Below are 20,866 nucleotides of genomic sequence, written 5' to 3'. Positions count from 1 at the left end.
CCGCCCGCGCCGCCCGCGCCGCCCGCCCCGGGCGGGGGCGGTACGGCGGTGGGCCCGCCGGGCGGAACGGACGAGGGCTGCTGGGAAGCGGAGGAGGAGGGCGACGCGGACGTGCCCGGCTTCGCGGACGACGACGTGGGTACGGGCGCGGGTTGGCCGGGCGCCGGCTGCGAGGAGACGGCGGAGGGCGACGAGGAGGGGCCGTCGGCCGCCGTGTCGCGGTCGATCACGTACGGGCCGAGGGCGACGGTCAGGGTGGTGCCGGTCGCCACGACGACGGGCACGGCGAACATGACGAGCCGGTTCCGCCGCGTCCGTTTGCCGGTGGCGGCGGCCCCCGTGAGCGCGACGGCGCCGGGGGAGGCGGTGGCGGGTTCCTTGCCGCCCTGCGGGGTCAGCGAGGCGGTCGCGATGTCCTGGGCCGGCTCGATCCGCTCCAGCTCCGCCAGGTGCTCGGCGGTGGGCGCCCCGGCGGCGAAGGCGGCGCGCTCGCCTATGCGCTCGGCGACGGCGGCGGGCCACGCGGCCCCGGTGGCCCGCTCGTCGGACCGTTCCACGAGCTCGGCGGCGCTCGGCCGCTCGGCCGGGTCCTTGGCGAAGCAGGTCCGTATGAGCGCGGCGAGCTCGGGGTCGGTCTCGGTGAGCCGCCCGAAGTCGGGCTCTCCGTGGACGACCCGGTAGAGGAGGTCCGGCCCGGAGCCGTCGCCGAACGGGGGCCGCCCGTTCGCCGCGTAGAGGACGAGGCTCCCCAGCGCGAACACATCGGCCGCACCCGTCAACTGCCGGTCTGCGACGGCCTGTTCGGGAGCCATGTAGGCGGGGGTCCCGATGACCATGCCGGTCTTGGTCAGCCGGCTCTGGTCGGCGGCGCGGGCGACGCCGAAGTCGATGAGGGAGAGGCCGGCGCCGGTGAGCATGACGTTGGACGGCTTGAGGTCGCGGTGCACCATGTCGGCGCCGTGCACGACCCGCAGCCCGGCCGCCGCGTCCCGCAGGAGCCGCCACAGGGACTCCGCCGGCAGCGGCCCGCCGTGCAGCCGGATGGCCTCGCTGAGCGTGATGCCCGGGATGAACTCGGTCGCGAACCACGGTGGTCTGGCCGTGCGGTCGCTCGCGAGGAGCTTCGTGTTGGCGCCGGCGGGCAGCCGGGCGAGGTTGTCGAGCTCGTGGCCGAAGTGGCTCAGGAAGTCGGCGTCCTCGGCGAGCACGGGAAGGACCCGCTTCACCGCCGCGAACTTCCCTGGCACGGCGCCGAGATAGACCCGCCCCATACCTCCCGACCCGAGGACGCCGAGTAGCCGGAACGCCCCGATCTGGCGGGGATCCCCCGCCTCGAGAGGCATGGCTCCGCTGCCGTCCAGACTGCCCAAACCAGAGTGGTCTTCCCGTTCCCCCTGCATGGGCCACACATTAGCTGAGGGTTATTCACATCTGTACGGAGACCAAGTGTTTGTTTCTGTACGGCGGTTGAACGAGTGAGGCCGGGCGCGCGGCGCGTTCACCGGCACTCTATTGCAACGCGCAAGGCCTGTTTGTTGCGTTAGACGTCATGACGATTGCAATGAAATCCAGGTGCTGACCTGCGGATGCAGGGATTTGATGCAACGAAGCCGTTGCTCGATCCTTGAATGCAACGTAGCGTTTCTCTTGTCGGAAACACCGAGCGCAAGGCCTCGGCGGTCCGGGAAACCAAGGAGAGCGTCATGCAGAAGTTCGCCACCACCGCCCCCATCGCCGTCGTCCTGAACGTCCCGGCGGGCCTGGTCCGGTTCATCGCCGCCGAGCGGGCCGACGCCACGGTCGAGGTCCAGCCGCTGGACGCCGGCAAGGGCCGCGACGTGAAGGCCGCGGCGGAGATCGCGGTCGAGTACGCCGACGGTGTGCTGCGGATCGAGGCCGCGGAGGCCAAGAACCGGATCCTGGGCAACTCCGGGTCGGTCGCGGTCACCGTCCAGCTGCCGGCCGGCTCCCGGGTCGAGGCGAAGACGGCCGCCGCCGAACTCCACAGCGTGGGACGCCTCGGCGACATCGCCTACGAGAGCGCGCAGGGCACGGTGAAGCTCGACGAGACCGCTAGCGTCCGGCTCACCCTCCAGGACGGCGACATCGCGATCGGCCGCCTGGGCGCCGCGGCGGAGATCAGCACGCAGAAGGGCGACATCCGGATCGCCGAGGCCCTCGGCGGCGCGGTCGTCCTCCGCACCGAGTCCGGCGACGTCGAGATCGGCGCGGCCCGGGGAGTCGCCGCCACCCTCGACGCCGGCACCGCCCACGGCCGCGTCACCAACACCCTCCAGAACAGCCAGGGCGCCGGCGCCGGCCTGAACATCCAGGCCACGACGGCGTACGGCGACATCACGGCCCGCAGCCTCTGAGACACCTGGACACCCGCACCCCGCACACCCGCTCCCCCCGCCCCCCGCGCACAGCTTCCGAAAGAGGAACCGCCATGACCGCCCCCGCCACCACGCCCACCACCGCCCCCGCCCTCACCCACCCCGCCGCCTGGACCGGCACGGTCTCCGTCGACGACACGGCCCTCGCGGTGACCGACACCGGCGGCCCCGGCCGCGCCGTGGTCTACCTCAACGGCTCCTATGCCGACCAGAAGCACTGGCGGCGGGTCATCACCGAACTGGGCGGCGACTACCGGCACATCACCTACGACGAGCGCGCCCGGGGCAAGTCGCGGCTCTCCGCCGACTACTCCTTCGAAGCGTGCCTGCGCGACCTCGACGCCGTCCTCACCGCCCGGGGCGTCGAGCGCCCGATCCTGGTGGGCTGGTCGTACGGCGCCATGCTCGCGGTGCACTGGGCGGCCAGGAACCCCGACCGCGTCCTGGGGGTGGTGTCCGTGGACGGCGCCCTGCCGCACTCGTGGCTCGACGAGGCCACCAAGGCGCAGGTGCGCAAGCTGTTCCGCCGGCTGAGCCCGCTGTTCCCGGTCGCCCGCCGCCTCGGCATGGCGGCGCGGATGAGCGCCGAGCAGCACGCCGAGATCAACATCGAGATCAACGAACTCTGCGCCCCGGCCGCCCTCGACCCGGTCTTCGACCGCCTGACCGTGCCCACCCGGTACGTGCTCGCCACCGGAGGCAACCTGGGCGGCGACGCGGAGCTGATGGAGAAGATCCGCGGCAACCTCGACCCGGTGACCGCCCGCAACCCGCACGTCCGGCTCAGCGCGAAGGTCCCGAGCAACCACTCCAAGATCCTCCGCAAGGACTTCCGCGCCGTGGCCGACGCGGCCCGCGAGATCGCCACCGCCGCCGGCGACCGGGCCGCGTGAGCGGTGTCACGCCCTCCCCGCCCGGGAGGGGCCGGCTCACCCCGATCCTCACCCGGAGCCGGTCCGAACTACCCTTCGAGCCATGGCTTTGAGACCTGACGAGTTCTACGACCACGCTCTTGCCGCTGCGGATGGTGAGCGTCGGCTCCCGCTCGCCCGCATGACGGGGTGGGACATCAGCCCCTTCGAACCGGACGGATTGCGCGTCGCGCAGCTGCGCCCTCCGGTTCTGCCCGAGCCTCCGCGACACGGCGAGGACCCGTCGGACTGCCAGTCGTGCCGCGACCGGGGCGAGGGGATCTGGTTCAACGACAGTTGGCGGCTCACCCGCATCCCGGGAGTCGGCGTACCGCTGGTGCTCATGCTGCATCCGATCGAGCACCACGACATGGCCGACCTGCCGGACGACCTGGCCGCCGAGCTGGGCGTCCTGTCCACGCACATCGTCCGCCACGTACAGGCCCTGCCCCACATCTCGCGAGCCCACGTCTACCGCATCGGAGACGGCGGAGCACACCTGCACATCTGGTTCTTCGCACGGCCCGAGGGACAGTCCCAGCTGTACGGATCATGGATGCCCGTCTGGGACGACCTGCTGCCCGAATACCCGGCAGACGTCGCGGACGCGGACGCGGCGACCGTGGTGGACGCCCTGATCGCCTCCCTCGGGGGCCGTCGCTCGGCCGCCGGTCAGGCCGTCAGCGGACGGTAGTCGGCGCCGGCAGACGGCCCTGGCCCAGAGCGGCCAGGATGTGCGGGGCCGCCTCCGCCAGGGTCGGGAAGTGGCGGTGGGCCTCGGGATGCGGTGCCGGGGTGTTGACCGTCCAGACCGCCATCCCGGCGGCCAGACCGGAACGGACGCCCGACGGCGCGTCCTCGACGACCAGGCACTCCGTCGGGTCCGCGCCCAGCTTCTCCGCCGCGAGCAGGTACGGGACCGGGGACGGCTTCCCCTCGGCCACCGAGGCCGCGTCCACGATCAGCCCCGGCAGCGGCAGCCCGGTCCGCTCGAACCGGCCCCGCACCCGGTGCTCGTAGTTCGACGTGACCAGCGCCCACCGGTCCGCCGGAAGCCCGGCGAGCAGCTCGGCGGCCCCGTCGAAGGCCGTGTACGTGCCCGTACGGACGTCCTCGTCCTCCAGCTCGTGCAGGAGGGCGAGGCACTCGTCCGGGTCGTGCCCCGGGGCGACGGTCGCGAAGGTCTCGACGGGCCGTGTCCGCAGGGCGACCGCGTACACCTCGTCCCCGTCGAGCCCGTACCGCGCGGCCCACTCGTGCCACATGCGGCGCTGGTTGGCGACGGCGTCCATGAGGGTGCCGTCGACGTCGAAGAGAACGAAGTTCTTGCTGGTCACGCGCCCGATGCTACGACCACGAACGCGGCCCAGGAAGAGGGGGAGGCGGCGAGCTGCGGGCCGTCCGGGTTCTTGGAGTCGCGGACGTGGACGGTGGTGGGGTGGGCGGCTACCTCGACGCACTCGCCGCCCTCGCCGTCGCTGTAGCTGGACTTGCGCCAGTCGTAAGCGACTTCGAGGCAATTGCCGCCCTCGGAGTCGCTGTAGCTGCTTTTGAACCAGGCCAGATCCGTGGTGTTCATCGTTCTCCCAGCAGTTTCTCGAGCCATGTGAGCGACTCGTGTTGCGTGAGCGCCTGCGACCGGATGATGCCATAGCGCTCGGTGTACAGCCGGACCTCTTCCGGGTCGGTGATCAACCGAGAGTGCCCGTAGATCTCGGTGTACGCCGTCTCCCGTCGCCCCTTGGGTGTGAGCAGGGTGAAGGCGCCGCCCAGGTAGGGGTGTTCGTACCTGTCCAGGGGCATGACCTGGAAGTCGACCGTCCGCCGCCTGGCCACGCTCAGGATGCGCCGCAGCTGCTCGCGGTGGACCGCCGGTCCGCCGAAGGGGCGGAGCAGGACGGCCGCCTCCAGGACGAAGCTGATCGTCGGCGCGGGCCACTTGTCGAGCAGCACCTGACGGGAGATCCGGTCGGCCACCCGCTTTTCGATCGTCGCCTCGTCCAGCATCGGGCGGCGGTCCCTGAAGAGGGACAGCGCGTAGGCGGGCGTCTGGAGAAGGCCCGGCACCGCCTGCACCTCGTAATAGTGCAGCGCCACCGCCTCGGCCTCCGCTTTCGCGAAGTCCTGGAACCAGTCCGGGTGCCGCACCCGCGCCTTGGCCAGCGCCTCCCGCAGGTCGTCCACCGCCGCCACCAGCACCCCGCCCGCGTTCAGCACGGGATCGGCCCGCAAGAGGAAGTCCGGCTGTGGGGTCCGTACGCCCCTCTCGACCGCCGAGATCAAGTCCTCGCTGCAATGCGTGATGTCCGCCAGTTCCGCCTGGCTCAGGCCCGCGTTCTTCCGCAGCACCTTGATGATTTTCCCGAGCGCACGAAACAGGTGCGCCGTACCGTCCACCTCGGAGGGCCGTTCCGGCCTCTCCTCCACGTTTCCCGACATCCGTACCGCCCTCTTGGCGCACCCGTACAGTCACTCAGCGTCGTCGCGTCGCTGCTGTTCAGCGTAGGGCGCACCCACCAGGCTCAGGGGCATGAAGTCCGAAACCACCACCCCAACCGGTGAGTTCACGCTCCGGCTCTCGGCCACGCGCCGGGGCGCACGACTGGCCCGGCTACTCGCCGTGCAGCAGCTGCACGAGTGGGGCGTGACGGGCTCAGCCGCCGAGGCGGCCGAGCTGGTCGTCGCCGAGCTCGCGAGCAACGCCGCCCTCCACGGCCGGGTGCCGGGGAGGGACTTCGAGGTCCGGATGGAGCGCGCCGACGACCACGTACGGATCGAACTCGCCGACGCGCGCGGCGAGCGCCGCCCGTTACGGTCCGAGAACCCCGGCGAGAACCCCGACGAGGGCGGCTACGGGCTCCTGCTCGTCGCCGCCCTCGCGACCGCGTGGGGCGTCAAGGACCGGACGGTCGGCAAGACGGTCTGGGCGACCGTCCTCCTCGGATGATCCGAGGAGGACAGCGCCGCGCTGTGGCTGCCGGGTCAGGCGAGGTTCTTGAACTTGGAGCCCTCGCCGATGTACAGATCGGTGTACTCCCCGCCGCTGAGCGGGGTCGCCCAGGCGCCCGTGCCCCGGTACACGTACGTGCCGTTCGGGCCGTACGCGACGACGTCGGGGCGGCCGTCCTTGTCGATGTCTCCGGCGCCGACGAGCTGGCTGTACGCGCCCCAGCCGCCGCTGATCCTCGTACGGCCGCTGAAGGTGCCGTCGCCCTTGCCGAGGAAGCTCCACAGGGTGCCGGAGGCGTCCCGGGCGACGAGGTCGCCGGCCGGGCCGCCCGCGATGTTGCCGACGGCGGTGATCTGGTTGTACGTGTTCCAGCCGGAGGCGCCGATCTTGACGCGGTTGGCGTACGGGGACTGCCAGTTGCCCGTGGCCTTGTGGAGCCAGAGGGCTCCGGTGCCGTCCACGGCGACGAGGTCGGGGCGGCCGTCGCCGGTCAGGTCCGACCCGGCGGCGATCTTGTTGTACGTGTTCCAGCCGGCGCCGACCTTCACGCGGCCCGCGAAGGTGCCGTCGCCCTTGCCGAGGAAGCTCCACAGGATGCCGGAGGTGTCCCGGGCGACGAAGTCGCCTGCCGGGCCGCCCGCGAGGTTCCCGGCGGCCTCGATCCGGGTGTACACCTGGTAGCCCGTGCCGATCCTGGTCCGGGAGCCGCTGGTGATCGGGTACCCCGTCACGCGCTTGTAGACGTCGTCCCGCCAGAGGGCACCGGCGGCGTCCAGGGCGAGGAGGTCCGGCGAGCCGTTGTCGTTGAAGTCGTGCGGGTTGGCCTGCCGGACGACCTTGAGGGTGCCGGTCTGCTTCACGGGCAGGCCGATGCCGTTCTTCGGAGCGGCGCTGAACTCCCAGACGTAGTCGCCGTTGGGGGCGTGCTCGGAGCCGTATCCGTCAGTCCACTTCACCGAGACGAGGCCTGTGCCGTCGGTCCAGTTGAGGCCGGAGTCGAAGGTGTAGTCGACCACCGTCTTGCCCGTGCGGACGTGGCGCACCTTCACGTACCCCGAGGCCAGCGGCCGGGACAGGGTCCATTCCAGGGTCGCCCTGCCGTCGTTCTTGTCGAGCTCGACGACGGTGGGGACCGTGCGGCTCAGCACCGTGAGCGCGGTCGGCTCGCCGGTGCTCGCGACGAGCGTGGCGACCGGGGTGCCGTTGTCACCGATCGAGATCCGGTAGACCCCCTCGCCCTGGGCGAGGGTGCCGCCGCGCACGAGCAGGGTGCCGCCGGTCTCGGCGATGGAGGAGGTGGCGCGGTCGAGGACCTTGAGGGTGGCGCCGGTGGTGGTGTTGAGGGCGGTCAGCGCGTGGAGCGGGTTCGGTGCGGTGGCCGTACTGGAGTTGGGCAGCGCATAGGTCAGCCAGTCGCCGAGGAAGCTGACGTGGGTGGGGGCGCCGTTGCCCAGGGGGATCGGAGTCCCGGCCGGACCGGCGCCCTCGCCGCTGCGCTCGGCGTGCATCAGCGTGGCGGTGGGGCCCCAGGTGGCGGTCTCGACCCAGGCGAAGCGCGAGGAGGAGGCGGCCGAGTCGGCCGAGTACGCGGCGTTGCCCGTCTCGCGCTTCTCGACGACGGAGGCGGTGACGGTGTCGACGAGGGCGAGGTAGTGGCGGACCACGGAGTTCGCGTCGCGCGCCGAGTAGTGGACGAGCGCGGTGGAGGCGGAGACGGCCTCGGCTCTGAGGATCCTGGCGTTGGCGGGCAGGCCGGTCACCAGGCGGTTGGAACCCTCGCCGATGCCCCGGGTCTTGAGCCGGAGCTCGCCCGTGAGGTTCGTGTAGTCCCAGTACGACATGAGGAGCGTCGAGCCGGCCACTCCCTGCAGGGTGGGGGCGCCGCTCACGGACCAGGTCTCGTAGGTGCCGTCCGGCGACGACATGTCGTACACGCGGTAGGACTGCGTGGTCGGAACCCTGGTCACGACGATGTCGGAGAAGCCGCCGTAGTACGCGGTGAGTTGGGGCAGGTCCTTGGTGGTGCCGTCCACCGTGCTCGTCCAGCGGTAGATCGGTTCGCCGATCGGGGCGTTCGGGACCTCGCTCGCGGGAGTCGAGGTGAGGAAGCCGGACGGACCCGAGCTCACGACCTGTCCGACGTGGGGTATGGAGATCGTGGCGTCGGCCAGGGTGGTGGCGGAGAAGCCGCCGGCCGCCGGGGCGGCGGCGACGGCGGGCGCGGTCAGGGCGCCGGCGCCGAGGGTGACAGCGAGGACGGCGGTCACGGCGGCGGAGAGCCGCCGGGAGGAGCGAGTGCGGTACACGCGAATCCTTTCGAGCAGCACGGGAAGACCCCCATTGCTGTTCGATCAGACGCTCGATCAGGTCATGTGGTTGTACGGCACCTTGCCGAAGATCACCGCGCGCACGTCACGAAGATGCGCGCCGCTCCACCATGCCCCGTACGTACGCGGCCTGCCCCGCGTGCTGGCAGTCCTCCGTGATCACCGACACCAGACGTACGCCGAGGGTGACCGGCGGGTTCCAGGCGGTGTCGACGACCCGGCCCAGGTCCGCGTTCGTCACCGTCCCGATCAGCTCCTCGGTGCGCGTGTGGACGGCGTCGTAGTACCCGAGGAGCAGCTCGGCCGAGGCGCGGACGGCGCCGACCTCGGCGCTCGTCTGCCCGAACCCGGTGGCGTGCTTCGGGAACGGCAGGCCGAAGCGGGCCTCCCAGCCGTCCGTGTCCCACAGCTGCTCGGTGCCGAAGGCGCCCGCGAGGTGGTCGTCCTGGATGCGGGTGAGGTGCCAGACGAGCCAGGCGATCGAGTTGGCGTCGGCGTCGGGGCGTACGGCGAGCTCGTCGTCCGTGAGCCCCTCGACGGCCCCGTGAACGGCCTCCCGGACCCGGCCGAACGAGTCGAGGAGCAGACCGGCGCTGTTCATGGGGGCTCCTCCTGGCAGATGAGCCGGCGGGTGGCCGGCGGCGACGGGGAAACCCTAGCGGCGGGTCCGGCGCCGACGCGTGATCTCGGCCCCGGCGCCGGAGAGTGTCAGGTTCGGGGACACTCTCCGGCGCGCGGGGTTATCGGCTTCTTGCTTGGGCGGCCGCTGCGGTCAGTAGACCGTCGTGGCGCCCCCCAGTCCTATGTGCTCCCGGTCGTCGCCGGTGTAGAAGCCGTAGTTGTACACGGTTCGACGCTGCGCGAAGGGTGTGGCCCAGGCGCCGGTTCCGTCGTACACGTACAGCGACGTGGCGTGGGCGGCTTCGTGGTCGTACGCGGCGATATCGTTCCGGCCGTCGTGGTTGTTGTCGCCGATGGCGATGATGGCCTCGTACGGGTTCCAACCGGGGCCGAGGCTGATGCGGGGTGCGAAGGTACCGTCGCCCTTGCCGAGGTGCAGCCAGAGGACGCCGCCCTTGTCGCGGGCGAGGAGGTCCCCGGCGAGACCGCCACCGATGTTGCCGGTGGCGACGATCTTGTTGTAGACGCCCCAGCCCCGGCCCATCTTCTGGCCCGGGCCGAAGGGCTTGCTCCAACTGCCGGTGCCCTTGTGGAGCCAGTGGTCACCGGCCTTGTCGACGGCGACGAGGTCGGCCTTGCCATCGCCGGTCAGGTCGGAGCCGCCGGTGATCAGGTTGTAGACCTGCCAGCCGGTGTCGATGCGGACGCGGGGTGCCAGCGGCGCCTTGGGGTCGCCGGTACCGAGGTGGAGCCACGCGGTGCCGCTCGCGTCGCGGGCGATGATGTCGGCGTGTGGGGCGCCGCCCACGTTGCCCGGTGTGACGACCTGGCTGTAGCCGTTCCAGCCGCTGCCGAGAGGCAATGGCTGGAATCCGTAAGCGTGGGGAGCGAGCGCGTAACTGCCGTCGAACGCGGTGAGGCGGCCCTCGTAGTTGTGGACGAGCAGGTCGGGGGTTCCGTTGTTGTTGAAATCGTGCGGCTTCGGCGTACGGGCGATCGTGAAGGAGCCGGTGCGGACGACGTCCGGACCGATCCCGTTCTGCGGCTTCGCCGTCATGGTCCAGGTGTAAGCACCGTTGTACGCGGGGAGATCGGCGGGGTCGAAGGCGCCGTTCCAGGTGTAGCTGTAGATGTTGGGTGCCACCTGGCCGTAGTAGCCCTGGGTCCTCCGCCAGTTCCGACCGGAAGCGGTGTGGACGATCTCCAGGCGGGTGTCGACCGCGGGGCGGTTGAACGTCCAGGCGGCGGTCAGCGAGTTGCTGGCGCGGTCGAAGTCGACCACACCGCTCGGGAGCGGGGTCTCCTGCGCGACGGCGAGGACGGTGGAGACCCCGGTGGTCGCCAGCAAGGTTGAGGCGGGGCGGCCGTCCTCGCCCGGCACGATCCGTTACAGCCCCTGCCCCTGCTCGATGGTGCCGCCCGTGACGATCAGACCGCCCTCGGCGGACGGGGTGAGCAGGTCGGCGTTTGCGAGCAGCGGGAACGTCTCGTCGGGATGGGTGAGAGAACGGGCCGTCACCTGGTGCAGGGGGTCGGTATCCCGGGAAGAGTTGCCACCGAGGCGGGAGTACACCACCCAGTCGCCCACGATACGTAGAGCCACCCCGGCCCCCTGCGTGCCCAGAGGTCCGGTGCGCGTCACCTCCGAAGTGCCCCGTCGCGCCATGGCAAGGACGGGGTTCCCGTCGGCACCCACCTCCGCCCACGCCACGTGAGTCCGTGAGAGGGACATGGCCGACGTGGTGGCCGTGCCCAGGGTGTCGTACGTTTCGACCACTGAGGCCGAGGCGACGTCCACCACGGCCAGTTTGTGCTGCTGCACCCCGTCCACGGTGGTGGAGTAGCGGGCGAGGAACGTGCCCGGCTCGGAGTTCTCCGTCGATCCCCACACGGCGTCCGCGGGTGCGCCGGCCACCGTGCGGTCCACGATCCGGCCCTGGTCGTCCTTGTCGATCAGGTGGATTTCCCTGCGGTCGCCCGTGGCGGGCGTGGTGGCGACGAGCGTGGTCCCCTGGTAGCGCACCACCGTGTAGCCGTCGCCGAGAGCCGCGAGGTCGTACGAGACGAGTTCCTGGCCCGTGGACATGTCGATGAACGTCCGTATGGTGCCCTCGGCCCGTATGACGATGTCGGTGCCCAAACTCCTTCCGTATTTCGTTCCGGGCAGCTGCGTCCGGACACCGCCCTCGTACTGCGTCCAGTGGAAGACGTAGCCGGTGCCCTCCCTGCGGTATGTGAGGTACCCAGTGGCTCCGCCGGAGGTCGCGGTCGTGCCCGGCGGCACCGTGACGACCTCCTGCTCCGTGCTCTCCGCGGCCGCCGCGGCCGGGACACCGGTCACGGGCGCGGCGATCGCGGGGGCGGCCCCCGCCGTGACGGCGAGGGCGACCGCGGCGGCCGTGACGAAGCGGTGGTGTATGGCTATGGGGGACAACGTGCTGTTCCTTCTGCTGAGTTGCGGGGGGTGCGGGGGCTGCGGGGGTGGGGCCGGGTCAGTACAGGACCGTGTCGGTCTTCCAGGGGACGTCCTGCGCGGAGAACTTCACGGGGTACTTGAACGGCGTCGCCCACTGGCCCGTACCCCGGTAGAAGGCCAGCACAGTGCCGTCCACGCCGGGGCCGCCCTTCGCGACGAGGTCCGGCCGGCCGTCCCGGTCGACGTCGCCCACGGCGGTGATCGCGGTGAACTGCCCCCAGCCGCCGCCGATGCGGACGCGCGGCGCGAACGTGCCGTCGCCCTTGCCGAGGTGGAGCCAGAGGACGCCGCCCTTGTCGCGGGCGACGAGGTCGCCTGCGGCGCCGCCCGCGAGGTTTCCGGTGGCGACGATCTTGTTGTAGACGCCCCAGCCACGGCCGATCTTCTGGGCCGGCGAGAACGGCTTGCTCCAGCTGCCGGTGCCCTTGTGGAGCCAGTGGTCACCGGCCTTGTCGACGGTGACGAGGTCGTTGCGGCCGTCGCCGGTGAGGTCGGATCCGCCCGTGATCAGGGTGTAGTTCTGCCAGCCGGTGCCGACGCGGACAGGGGAGGCGAAGGGTTTCGTGGGGTCGCCGGTGCCCAGGAGCTCCCAGAGGACGCCGGACCGGTCGCGGGCCAGCACGTCCGCGTTCGGCGCGCCACCGATGTTGCCGGGCGTGATGATCTGGTCGTACGCGTCCCAACCGCTGCCCAGGCTCCACTCCGGTGTCGGGGCGTTGATCTTGTTGAGGACCTGCTTGGCGTCGTAGGCGGTCAGGCTGCCGCCGTCCTTGACGAGCAGGTCGGGCGAGCTGCTGTCGGTGAAGCCGTGCGGGGCGTGCGGGCCGACCACGGTGAGGGTGCCGCTCCGCTCGTAGGCGGGGCCGAGGTCGTACCCGGTCCGGGCCGTCATCCGCCACGTGTAGGAGCCGAGCTGAGCCGCGGTGCCGAAGTCGAACAGGCCGTTCCAGAGCACGCCGGCGCGTCCGCCGTCGCCCATGGCCGTGGTCGCGGTCCACCGCTTCCCCGAAGCCGTGTGCGTCAGCTCGACCCGTACGGAGGCGTTGACCGTCGCGGCGAACTGCCAGCTCAGCACGGGGTTGGTGGCCTTGCTGAGGTCGACGGTGGCGGGGACGCTCTGGCCGGTCAGCTCCAGGACGACCGGGCGGCCGGTGCTCGCCACGCGCGTGACGACCGGGTCGCCCTCGGGGCCGGCGGTGACCCGGTAGAGGCCCTCGCCCTGCTCGACGGTGGCGCCCTGCACCAGGATCGCGTCGTCGCCGTCGCTGCGGATGTGGCTCACCAGGTCGAGGAGCTTGACCGTCCGGCCGTCCTTCAGCGAGCGGGCCGCCAGGGCGTACAGAGGGTTGGGGGAGGTGGCGGTGCTGTAGTCGGTGAGGCCGTACGCGAGCCAGTCGCCCAGGAACTCGACGCCGAGCCCCCCGCCCGTCCCGAGCGGGATGCGCTCCGAGGCCGCCTCCCCTCGCTGTGCCACCCGCAGGGCCGCGTCCTTGCTGAAGGCGGAGGTCTCGGCCCAGGCGAGGTGCGTGGCGGACGCCGTGACGTCACCCTGGGACGAGCCCGCCCCGGTCAGGGACCGGTCCTCCACGACGGTGCCGGAGGCGATGTCCACCAGGGCCGCGCGTCCGCTGATCTCGTCCCAGTGCCGGTACTGGATCATCAGGGTGCCGGGCGCGACCAGGTCGTACGTGAGGGGGGTCGCCCCATCGGGCAGTCCCCGCACCACCTTGTCGACGGTCTGGCCGTCCTTGCTGCTGAGGAGGTGGATGCCGCCGCTGCCGCCGATCTGCCGGGGGGTCGTCACGACGGTGGATCCGGCCAGGAACCGGAAGGTGCTCGTGCTGCCCAGGTGGCTCGCGTCGATCACGACGGGGCCGGTGTCCCCGGAGCCTATGTCGTGCAGGGTGTACACGGCCCCCGTCCCGTTGTACCCGAGCCCGACGATGACGTCCGACCCGATGCCGCCCGCGTACGCGTAGGGCACCGTGCCCGTGCCCGTGGGCAGCGTGGTCACGGAGCCGTCCTCGTACCGCGTCCAGCGGTACGCGGTCTTCCCGTTGGAGGGGTCTTCGTGGGACGTGAGGATGCCCGACGGGCCGCTGCCGAGGAGGGTCGAGCCCGCGGGCAGGTCGAGGACGTCCTGCTGCTCCGTCCCGGTCTCGGCGGCGAGGACACCCGTCGCCGGGGCGGCGAACGCCGGGGCGGCGGCCAGGGTGCCGGTGACGGTGGACAGGACGAGGGTCGCGGCGGCCAGCCGGCGGCCGGTGATGCGGCGGGAGCGGGAAGGGTGCACTGCCGTCCGTTCTGCAGTCTGAGTGGGAAGTCAGGTGTTCCGGTGTGGCCGGTGGGAGCGCGTGCAACAACGGGCGACGCCCCCGCCGACGGTGTCGGCGGGGGCGCGCGGAGTGCACCGCGTCGTCCCCCCCCCCCAGCGGACCGGAAGCATCACGTGCGATCACACGTGCGATGTTCGGTCAGACAGGCGAGGGGGGCCGACGGTTGTACGTGATCAGGAAACGCTGGTGAACTTCGTCAACTCGCTCGTGAACACACTGGTCGACGTCTTGGTGAACGGCGCCAGGTACGAGCCCGTGCCCCGGTACAGGACCGAGCCGCCGGAACCGTACGCGTACAGGTCGAGGCGGCCGTCGGAGTCGACGTCACCCGCTGCGACGAGCTGGCTGTACACGTTCCAGCCGCCGCCGATCTTGACGCGGGGTGCGAAGGTGCCGTCGCCCTTGCCGAGGTGGAGCCAGAGGACGCCGGAGGTGTCGCGGCCGACGAGGTCGCCGGCGGCGCCGCCCGCGATGTTGCCAGTGGCCACGATCTGGTTGTACGTGTTCCAGCCCGTGCCCATCTTGACCCGGTCGCCGAAGGGCTTGGCCCAGTCGCCGGTGCCCTTGCGGAGCCACCAGGCGCCGGAGGTGTCGACCGCGACGAGGTCGGGCTTGCCGTCGTTGGTGAGGTCGGAACCGCCGGTGATCTTGTTGTAGATCCCCCAGCCCGTGCCGAGCTGACGGCGCGGGGCGAAGGTGCCGTCACCCTTGCCGAGCTGGTTCCAGAGCACACCCGCGCTGTCGACCGTGAGCAGGTCGCCCGTGGCCGCGCCGCCGACGTTGCCGACGGCTTCGATGTGCTTGTAGGTGTTCCAGCCGGTACCGATCTGCGTGCGCTGCGCGGCCTTGATCAGACCGTTGACCGGACGGTCCCGCAGGTCCTGGCGCCACAGGACACCGGAGGAGTCCCGGACGAGCAGGTCGGTGGAGCCGTTGTTGTCGTAGTCGTGCACGTTGGCGTTGCGGGTGATCTTCGTCAGCCAGCCCTGGTACGCGTAGTCCGCCGGGTCGTCGAGCGCGTACGCCTCGGCCTCGACCGCGTACTCGCCGTTCGGCGCGTCCACACCGTTGATGGAGCCGTCCCAGACGTACGTGAAACGGTTGCCGGAGGCGGGGGCGTTCACGCGCTTGGTGAACGTCGCGTCCGTGGTGGTGTTGGTGATCGTGACGTCGATGTAGGCGTCGGTGCGCGACAGCGTCCAGCCCATCGTGACCTTGCCGCCGGTGGCGTCCAGGTTCGTCGAGTCGGCGATGTGGACCAGCTGGATCTCCAGCGCGTCCGGGATGCTGGTGTCCATGGTCTTCGTGACCACGGGCGCCGCGCCGTTCGACCCGGCCGTGATCCGGAACAGGCCGGTGCCGTCGGTCTCGTTGGAGCCGTCCAGCGTCACGCTGCCGTCGGACGAGTTCACCGAGGCCGAGCCCTCGACGCCGAGCGTGAGGGGGCTGCCGTCGGTCAGGTTGAGGGCCTTGGCGGGGCTTCCCTCGGTGCCGTACACCAGCCAGCCGCCGACGAGCGACGCATAGTAGTCGTTCACCAGGTCACCGACGCGGGTCTGCTTCCGCGCCCCCGTGGCGCGGTCGACGGTCGTCATGTACAGCCCGCTGGAGGCGTCGCGTTCGATCCAGCCGACGTGCGAGTCGGTCAGCTGGAGCGTGGGGTTGTACTCGGAGTCGACGTCGTACGTAGTGAGCACGGAGCTGGACGCCACGTCGATCACGGCCCGGCCGGAGATCGGGTTCTCTTCCGAGCCCGTCTCGTACGCGACGAGGATCGCGCCGCTCCGGACAGCGGAGGCGTCGATCAGGCTGACGTCCGTCGGCAGGCCTTCGACCTTGCTCGTGGTGGTCGCGTCGCCGTTCTTGGTCACGATGTGGAGTTCGAAGGCGCCCTCCGCGGTCATGATCTCCGCGAGCACGCTCGTCGGGCTGAGCACGGCCACGAGGTAGCCGTCCAGCGCGCCGAGGTCGATGGTCACGCCCGGGGCGGCAGGGGTGGCCATGTTCCGCAGCGTGACTGCCTGCGTCTCGATGTCGTTCATGGCGACGACGTCGGTGCCCGACGTGTACCAGTAGTCGTTCGGGCCGACCGGGAGCTTGGTCGGGATGCCGTTGTCGTACGGCGTCCAGAGCAGCTCCAGATTGTCGCTGTCGTTCATGGAGTAGCTCAGGACCCCGGTGGTACCCACGGAGTCGAGGTACGAACCCACGGGCAGGACGGGCAGGCCCGATTCCTCGGCGGTGAAGGCCGGGGCGGTGACGGGCGCCGCGTACGCCGCCGGCGCGGTGGCCAGCGTGCCGGCTCCGAGGGTGGTGACGGCGAGAACGGCCGTGACGGCCGTGGCCAGACGGGTGCCGGTAATGCGCTTGTGCAAGTGAACCCCCATGGGTCTGAAGGGGCACGGGAGTGCCATGCCCGTTCAGACCCATGATCGGTTCGCATGGTTGTACGGCCGGGGAAGGCTTTTCCGCAACGATTCCGGCCGGGCCCGCTACCCCTCCCGGGCCCCTACCCCTCCCGCTCCGCCCGCCAGCGCTCCAGCTCCGCCTCCACGTCGAAGAGGGTCAGGTTCAGCGGCGGCCCGGCCGGCGGCCGGGCGAGGGCTTCGGCGATCTTGGTGTTGATCTCGCCGAGGATCCGGCGGACCTGGCTCTCCGATACGGCCGCGGTCACCGCCGCGGTGGCGTCCTCGGCGTCCTTGCGCAGCTGGAGGGCGGGCGGCAGCACCGCCATGCCCTCGCGGTGCGTCTTCTGCTTGACCCACCACAGTTCGTCGTACGGGGCGGAGTCGTCCGGCAGCGGCTTGCCGAAGCCCGGCAGGCTCCGGAACTCGCCGCGCTCCGAGGCCTCCCGGATCTGCTTGTCGACGAACGACTCGAAGCTCACGCCCGGCGGTTTCCGTTCGGTCATGTGTCCAGGCTACGTAATCACCGTCGGGCGAATGTGGTCTTCGCGGACTACTCCCGCACGCGATCTTCCGGCACGCTGTGGTCCGTTCCACGCGCGTCGACCCTTGCCACACCGGAATCCCCGCTCCGCACGACCCCCCCACCGGAGGACGCATGCGTGCACGGATCACCCCGCTCGGCACCCTGCTCGCGCTCGTCGCGGGCCTGCTCACCGCGCTCGTCACGACCACCCCCGCCCAGGCGGCGCCGCTCTTCAAGGCGCCCTACCCGTGCGGACAGAAGTGGACCTACAGCCATCACTCCGCCGAGGTCCGCCAGGCCCTCGACTTCGTCCGCGCCGACGGCGGCACGACGGCCGGCACCCCGGTCCTCGCCTCGGCCTCCGGCACCGCCTACCGCTACTCCCAGCCGACCGGCGCGGGCAACTACGTCGTGGTCGACCACGGCGGCGGCTGGAAGACGTACTACTTCCACCTCAACGCCTACTCCGTCGCCAACGGCGCCTGGGTCGCCCAGGGTCAGCAGATCGGCACCACCGGCACCACCGGCAACAGCTCCGGCGCCCACATCCACTACGAGCAGCTCTACAACGGTGTCGGCCAGCCCATCGTCATCAACGGCGCCTCCCTCGCCCCCTACCCGGGCTCCTACGGCTCCAAGTACCTGACGAGCGACAACGGCTGCTCGGGCGGCGGGGGCGGAAAGTACTGGGTCGACACCTTCGCCAACGCCACGGGCTACGCGCAGGCGAACACCGACGACGCCCAGGGCGTGCTGAACGCGGGCACGAACTACGTCTACTGCAAGGTCTGGGGCCAGGAGATCCGCGACGGCTCCGGGAACTACAACCACTGGTGGCTCAGGACCGACCTCGACACCGTCTACGCCGGCAAGAACGGCTACGGGGCGTACGTCTCCGCGTACTACCTGTCGCGCTGGGGCAACGACGAGGCCCGCGACAACAACGGGACGGTCATCCCCACCTGCTGACCGCGCCCGGAAAAGGCACGCCCGGAGAAAGGCAGGAGCCCCGCTCGTGTCCTCGCGGGCACGGAGAGGGGCTCCTTGGGTACTGCTCTAGACCAGCGCTGACGCCGACCCGGGCAACTTAGGCCGGGGTGACGTTCTCCGCCTGCGGGCCCTTCGGGCCCTGCGTGACGTCGAAGGTCACGAGCTGGTTCTCCTCAAGCGAACGGAAGCCGTTCGCGTTGATCGCGGAGTAGTGGACGAAGACATCCGGGCCGCCGCCGTCCTGGGCGATGAAGCCGAAGCCCTTTTCAGCGTTGAACCACTTGACGGTTCCGGTAGCCATAAGCCCTCCTTGGGCCAAAGGGTTGCCCTGCTCCAGAACCTGCAAACAAGTCTGAAAACTACAAAAGCCTGCGGGTCACATGCTCCGCAGGCTCTGTACTGCAAGGGAAACCAAACTGCAACTTGCGATGAGCCTAGCACGCAGGACTCGCCGCGCGGTAGAGGGAAAGATCACGTCACCCACATGTTTGATCTGCGGTTCCGTGCTGACGGAAGACGGTTCGCAGGGCGGGCCAGAAGGCGGTGCGCGGGGCGGTGCACAGGACGTCCGGCGGGCGGTTCGCAGGGCGTCCGGAGGGCAGTGCACAGGACGTCCGGCGGGCGGTTCGCAGGGCAGTGCGCAGGACGTCCTGAGGGCGCTTCGCAGCGCGTTCGCCGGGTGCCTCGCCCGTCGAATTCCGAGCGCCGTCCGTACGCCGTGTCGCGTGCCCCGGCGATGCCCGCGCCGCCACGCGGGTCTAGCCTCACCCTGTGGACAACGCAACCCACGACGCAACCGGCGCCCACCGGCGCAACCGGCCCCGCGTCGGACACATCCAGTTCCTGAACTGCCTCCCCCTTTACTGGGGCCTGGCGCGGACGGGGACGCTCCTCGATCTCGAGCTCACGAAGGACACCCCGGAGAAGCTCAGCGAGCGACTCGTCCGAGGCGATCTCGACGTCGGCCCCATCACGCTCGTCGAGTACCTCCGCAACGCACAGGACCTCGTCGCCCTCCCCGACATCGCCGTCGGCTGCGACGGACCCGTCATGTCCTGTGTGATCGTGTCCCAGCGGCCGCTCCGGGAGCTCGACGGGGCCCGGGTGGCGCTCGGTTCCACCTCCCGCACCTCGGTCCGCCTCGCCCAGCTGCTGCTCGCCGAGCAGTACGGGGTGAAGCCCGACTACTACACGTGCCCGCCGGACCTCGGCGTGATGATGCAGGAGGCGGAGGCGGCGGTCCTCATCGGCGACGCCGCGCTCCGGGCCTCGCTGCACGACGCTCCCCGCCTCGGGCTCCAGGTCCACGACCTGGGCCTCATGTGGAAGGAGTGGACCGGGCTGCCCTTCGTCTTCGCCGTGTGGGCGGCGCGCAAGGACTACCTGGCGCGCGAGCCCGAGACCGTCCACGAGGTGCACCAGGCGTTCCTGGCCTCCCGCGACCTCTCCCTCGAAGAGGTCGCCAAGGTCGCCGAGCAGGCCGCCCGCTGGGAGACCTTCGACGCCGAACTCCTGGAGCGGTACTTCCGTACGCTCGACTTCCGCTTCGGCCCGGAGCAGCTCGCGGGCGTGCGCGAGTTCGCCCGCCGCACCGGCCCGACGACCGGCTTCCCGGCCGACGTCAAGGTCGAACTGCTCCCGCCGAGCACCCTGCGGATGCCGTGAGAACCCCTGGCGTACGCTGGTTCGGACGATCAGAACCCCTCCGAAAGGGACGTACCCGGTGACCGAGAAGGCCGAGCTCCAGTCCGTTCTCGACCGCGCAGCCGCGGGTGGCCGGATCACCCCCGAGGAGGCGCTCGACCTCTACCGCTCGGCGCCCCTGCACGCGCTGGGTGCCGCCGCCGACGCCGTGCGCCGCCGCCGGTACGCGGGAACCGAGCACATCGCGACGTACATCATCGAGCGGAACATCAACTACACGAACGTCTGCGTGACGGCGTGCAAGTTCTGCGCGTTCTACGCCGCGCCGAAGGACACGAAGAAGGGCTGGACCCGGGACCTCGACGACATCCTGCGCCGCTGCGCGGAGACCGTGGAGCTCGGCGGCACCCAGATCATGTTCCAGGGCGGTCACCACCCGGACTACGGCGTCGAGTACTACGAAGAGCACTTCGCCGCCATCAAGCAGGCCCACCCGCAGCTGGTCATCCACTCCCTCGGCGCCTCCGAGGTCGAGCACATGGCCCGGATCTCCAAGGTCTCCGTCGAGGAGGCGATCAGCCGCATCCACGCGGCCGGTCTCGACTCCTTCGCGGGTGCCGGCGCCGAGCTGCTCCCCGAGCGGCCGCGGAAGGCCATCGCCCCGCTCAAGGAGAGCGGCGAGCGCTGGCTGGAGATCATGGAGATCGCCCACAAGCTGGGCGTCGAGTCCACCTCCACGATGCTGATGGGCACCGGCGAGACCAACGCCGAGCGGATCGAGCACCTGCGCATGATCCGTGACACGCAGGACCGGACGGGCGGCTTCCGGGCCTTCATCCCGTACACGTACCAGCCCGAGAACAACCACCTCAAGGGCCGTACGCACGCCACGCTCTTCGAGTACCTGCGGATGATCGCGATCGCGCGGCTCTTCCTCGACAACGTCGCCCACATCCAGGGCTCGTGGCTGACCACCGGCAAGGAGGTCGGCCAGCTGTCCCTGCACTACGGTGCCGACGACCTCGGCTCGATCATGCTGGAGGAGAACGTCGTCTCCTCGGCCGGCGCCAAGCACCGCTCGAACCGCCTGGAGATCATCGACCTGATCCGCAAGGCGGGCCGGGTCCCGGCGCAGCGCGCGACCACGTACGAGCACCTCGTCGTCCACGACGACCCGGCGAACGACCCGGTCGACGAGCGCGTCGCCTCCCACATCTCGTCCACGGCGATCGAGGGCGGTACGGCCCACCCGGAGCTGAAGCTCCTCGACGCCAACTGACGCGG

General features: G+C 70.7%; 19 protein-coding genes. 7 read left to right on the top strand and 12 right to left on the bottom strand.

The window, feature by feature from the left end:
* On the bottom strand, window positions 1-1,343 hold a 1,343-nt coding region (locus tag ACWFR1_RS03025), incomplete at its 3' end, for a serine/threonine-protein kinase (RefSeq protein WP_453545763.1).
* 360 nt (window positions 1,344-1,703) lie between these two features.
* Between ACWFR1_RS03025 and ACWFR1_RS03020 the strand changes: the two genes are divergently transcribed.
* From ACWFR1_RS03020 to ACWFR1_RS03010, 3 genes are all read left to right on the top strand, one after another.
* Window positions 1,704-2,375 carry a DUF4097 family beta strand repeat-containing protein gene (locus ACWFR1_RS03020; protein WP_453545760.1) on the top strand — a complete coding sequence of 224 codons (672 nt, stop codon included), beginning with the start codon at window positions 1,704-1,706 and terminating at the stop codon, window positions 2,373-2,375.
* Between the two features lie 74 nt (window positions 2,376-2,449).
* On the top strand, window positions 2,450-3,289 hold the full coding sequence (locus ACWFR1_RS03015) for an alpha/beta fold hydrolase (RefSeq protein ID WP_453545758.1): 840 nt from the start codon (window positions 2,450-2,452) through the stop codon (window positions 3,287-3,289).
* An 82-nt stretch (window positions 3,290-3,371) separates the two neighbouring features.
* The gene (locus ACWFR1_RS03010) at window positions 3,372-4,001 is read left to right on the top strand and encodes a hypothetical protein (protein ID WP_453545756.1); all 630 of its coding nucleotides are present in this window, start codon (window positions 3,372-3,374) and stop codon (window positions 3,999-4,001) included.
* Here the strand turns inward: ACWFR1_RS03010 and ACWFR1_RS03005 are convergent.
* Genes ACWFR1_RS03005 through ACWFR1_RS02995 form a run of 3 tightly spaced genes read right to left on the bottom strand, consistent with a single transcriptional unit; the run spans window position 3,988 to window position 5,746 of the window.
* The gene (locus tag ACWFR1_RS03005) at window positions 3,988-4,644 is read right to left on the bottom strand and encodes an HAD family hydrolase (protein ID WP_453545754.1); all 657 of its coding nucleotides are present in this window, start codon (window positions 4,642-4,644) and stop codon (window positions 3,988-3,990) included. The genes ACWFR1_RS03010 and ACWFR1_RS03005 overlap by 14 nt on opposite strands.
* Entirely contained in the window at window positions 4,641-4,886 is a 246-nt protein-coding gene (locus ACWFR1_RS03000) for a DUF397 domain-containing protein (RefSeq protein ID WP_453545752.1), read from the bottom strand. The genes ACWFR1_RS03005 and ACWFR1_RS03000 overlap by 4 nt, the downstream gene beginning before the upstream one ends.
* Window positions 4,883-5,746 (bottom strand): helix-turn-helix domain-containing protein, encoded by an 864-nt coding sequence (locus tag ACWFR1_RS02995; protein ID WP_453545750.1) that lies wholly within the window; start codon window positions 5,744-5,746, stop codon window positions 4,883-4,885. The genes ACWFR1_RS03000 and ACWFR1_RS02995 overlap by 4 nt, the downstream gene beginning before the upstream one ends.
* A 91-nt stretch (window positions 5,747-5,837) precedes the next feature.
* Here ACWFR1_RS02995 and ACWFR1_RS02990 point away from each other — a divergent pair, with 91 nt between their 5' ends.
* Window positions 5,838-6,254, top strand: coding sequence for an ATP-binding protein (locus ACWFR1_RS02990; protein WP_453545748.1), 417 nt, complete (start codon window positions 5,838-5,840; stop codon window positions 6,252-6,254).
* A gap of 35 nt (window positions 6,255-6,289) precedes the next feature.
* Here the strand turns inward: ACWFR1_RS02990 and ACWFR1_RS02985 are convergent, their stop codons facing one another.
* The 7 genes from ACWFR1_RS02985 to ACWFR1_RS02955 all read right to left on the bottom strand — a co-directional run bounded on the left by ACWFR1_RS02985 (window position 6,290) and on the right by ACWFR1_RS02955 (window position 16,928).
* The gene (locus tag ACWFR1_RS02985) at window positions 6,290-8,563 is read right to left on the bottom strand and encodes an FG-GAP repeat domain-containing protein (protein WP_453545746.1); all 2,274 of its coding nucleotides are present in this window, start codon (window positions 8,561-8,563) and stop codon (window positions 6,290-6,292) included.
* 106 nt (window positions 8,564-8,669) lie between these two features.
* Window positions 8,670-9,185, bottom strand: coding sequence for a mycothiol transferase (locus ACWFR1_RS02980; RefSeq protein ID WP_453545744.1), 516 nt, complete (start codon window positions 9,183-9,185; stop codon window positions 8,670-8,672).
* Between the two features lie 171 nt (window positions 9,186-9,356).
* Entirely contained in the window at window positions 9,357-10,586 is a 1,230-nt protein-coding gene (locus ACWFR1_RS02975; RefSeq protein WP_453545742.1) for an FG-GAP repeat domain-containing protein, read from the bottom strand.
* Window positions 10,587-10,592: 6 nt separating this feature from the next.
* The gene (locus ACWFR1_RS02970) at window positions 10,593-11,639 is read right to left on the bottom strand and encodes a hypothetical protein (protein ID WP_453545740.1); all 1,047 of its coding nucleotides are present in this window, start codon (window positions 11,637-11,639) and stop codon (window positions 10,593-10,595) included.
* Window positions 11,640-11,697: 58 nt separating this feature from the next.
* Window positions 11,698-13,974 (bottom strand): FG-GAP repeat domain-containing protein, encoded by a 2,277-nt coding sequence (locus ACWFR1_RS02965; RefSeq protein WP_453545738.1) that lies wholly within the window; start codon window positions 13,972-13,974, stop codon window positions 11,698-11,700.
* Between the two features lie 216 nt (window positions 13,975-14,190).
* Window positions 14,191-16,392: an FG-GAP repeat domain-containing protein gene (locus tag ACWFR1_RS02960; protein ID WP_453545736.1), complete on the bottom strand. Its 2,202-nt coding sequence runs from the start codon at window positions 16,390-16,392 to the stop codon at window positions 14,191-14,193.
* Between the two features lie 134 nt (window positions 16,393-16,526).
* Window positions 16,527-16,928 (bottom strand): DnaJ family domain-containing protein, encoded by a 402-nt coding sequence (locus ACWFR1_RS02955; protein ID WP_453545734.1) that lies wholly within the window; start codon window positions 16,926-16,928, stop codon window positions 16,527-16,529.
* 152 nt (window positions 16,929-17,080) lie between these two features.
* Between ACWFR1_RS02955 and ACWFR1_RS02950 the strand changes: the two genes are divergently transcribed.
* Complete coding sequence (locus ACWFR1_RS02950) at window positions 17,081-17,917, top strand: M23 family metallopeptidase (RefSeq protein ID WP_453545732.1); 837 nt, start codon at window positions 17,081-17,083, stop codon at window positions 17,915-17,917.
* Between the two features lie 118 nt (window positions 17,918-18,035).
* Here ACWFR1_RS02950 and ACWFR1_RS02945 read toward each other — a convergent pair whose 3' ends face one another.
* Window positions 18,036-18,239 carry a cold-shock protein gene (locus ACWFR1_RS02945; protein WP_030208785.1) on the bottom strand — a complete coding sequence of 68 codons (204 nt, stop codon included), beginning with the start codon at window positions 18,237-18,239 and terminating at the stop codon, window positions 18,036-18,038.
* A 470-nt stretch (window positions 18,240-18,709) separates the two neighbouring features.
* Here ACWFR1_RS02945 and ACWFR1_RS02940 point away from each other — a divergent pair, with 470 nt between their 5' ends.
* Both ACWFR1_RS02940 and mqnC read left to right on the top strand, forming a co-directional pair.
* Window positions 18,710-19,603, top strand: a complete 894-nt coding sequence (locus ACWFR1_RS02940; RefSeq protein WP_453545730.1) for a menaquinone biosynthetic enzyme MqnA/MqnD family protein — start codon at window positions 18,710-18,712, stop codon at window positions 19,601-19,603.
* A 58-nt stretch (window positions 19,604-19,661) separates the two neighbouring features.
* Window positions 19,662-20,861 (top strand): cyclic dehypoxanthinyl futalosine synthase, encoded by a 1,200-nt coding sequence (gene mqnC, locus ACWFR1_RS02935; protein ID WP_453545728.1) that lies wholly within the window; start codon window positions 19,662-19,664, stop codon window positions 20,859-20,861.
* Window positions 20,862-20,866: the final 5 nt, after the last annotated feature.

The sequence above is a fragment of the Streptomyces sp. NPDC055103 genome, from assembly GCF_053607625.1.
The sequence above is the reverse complement of the archived record's forward strand: the minus strand, read 5'-3'. Positions and strand labels throughout refer to the sequence as shown.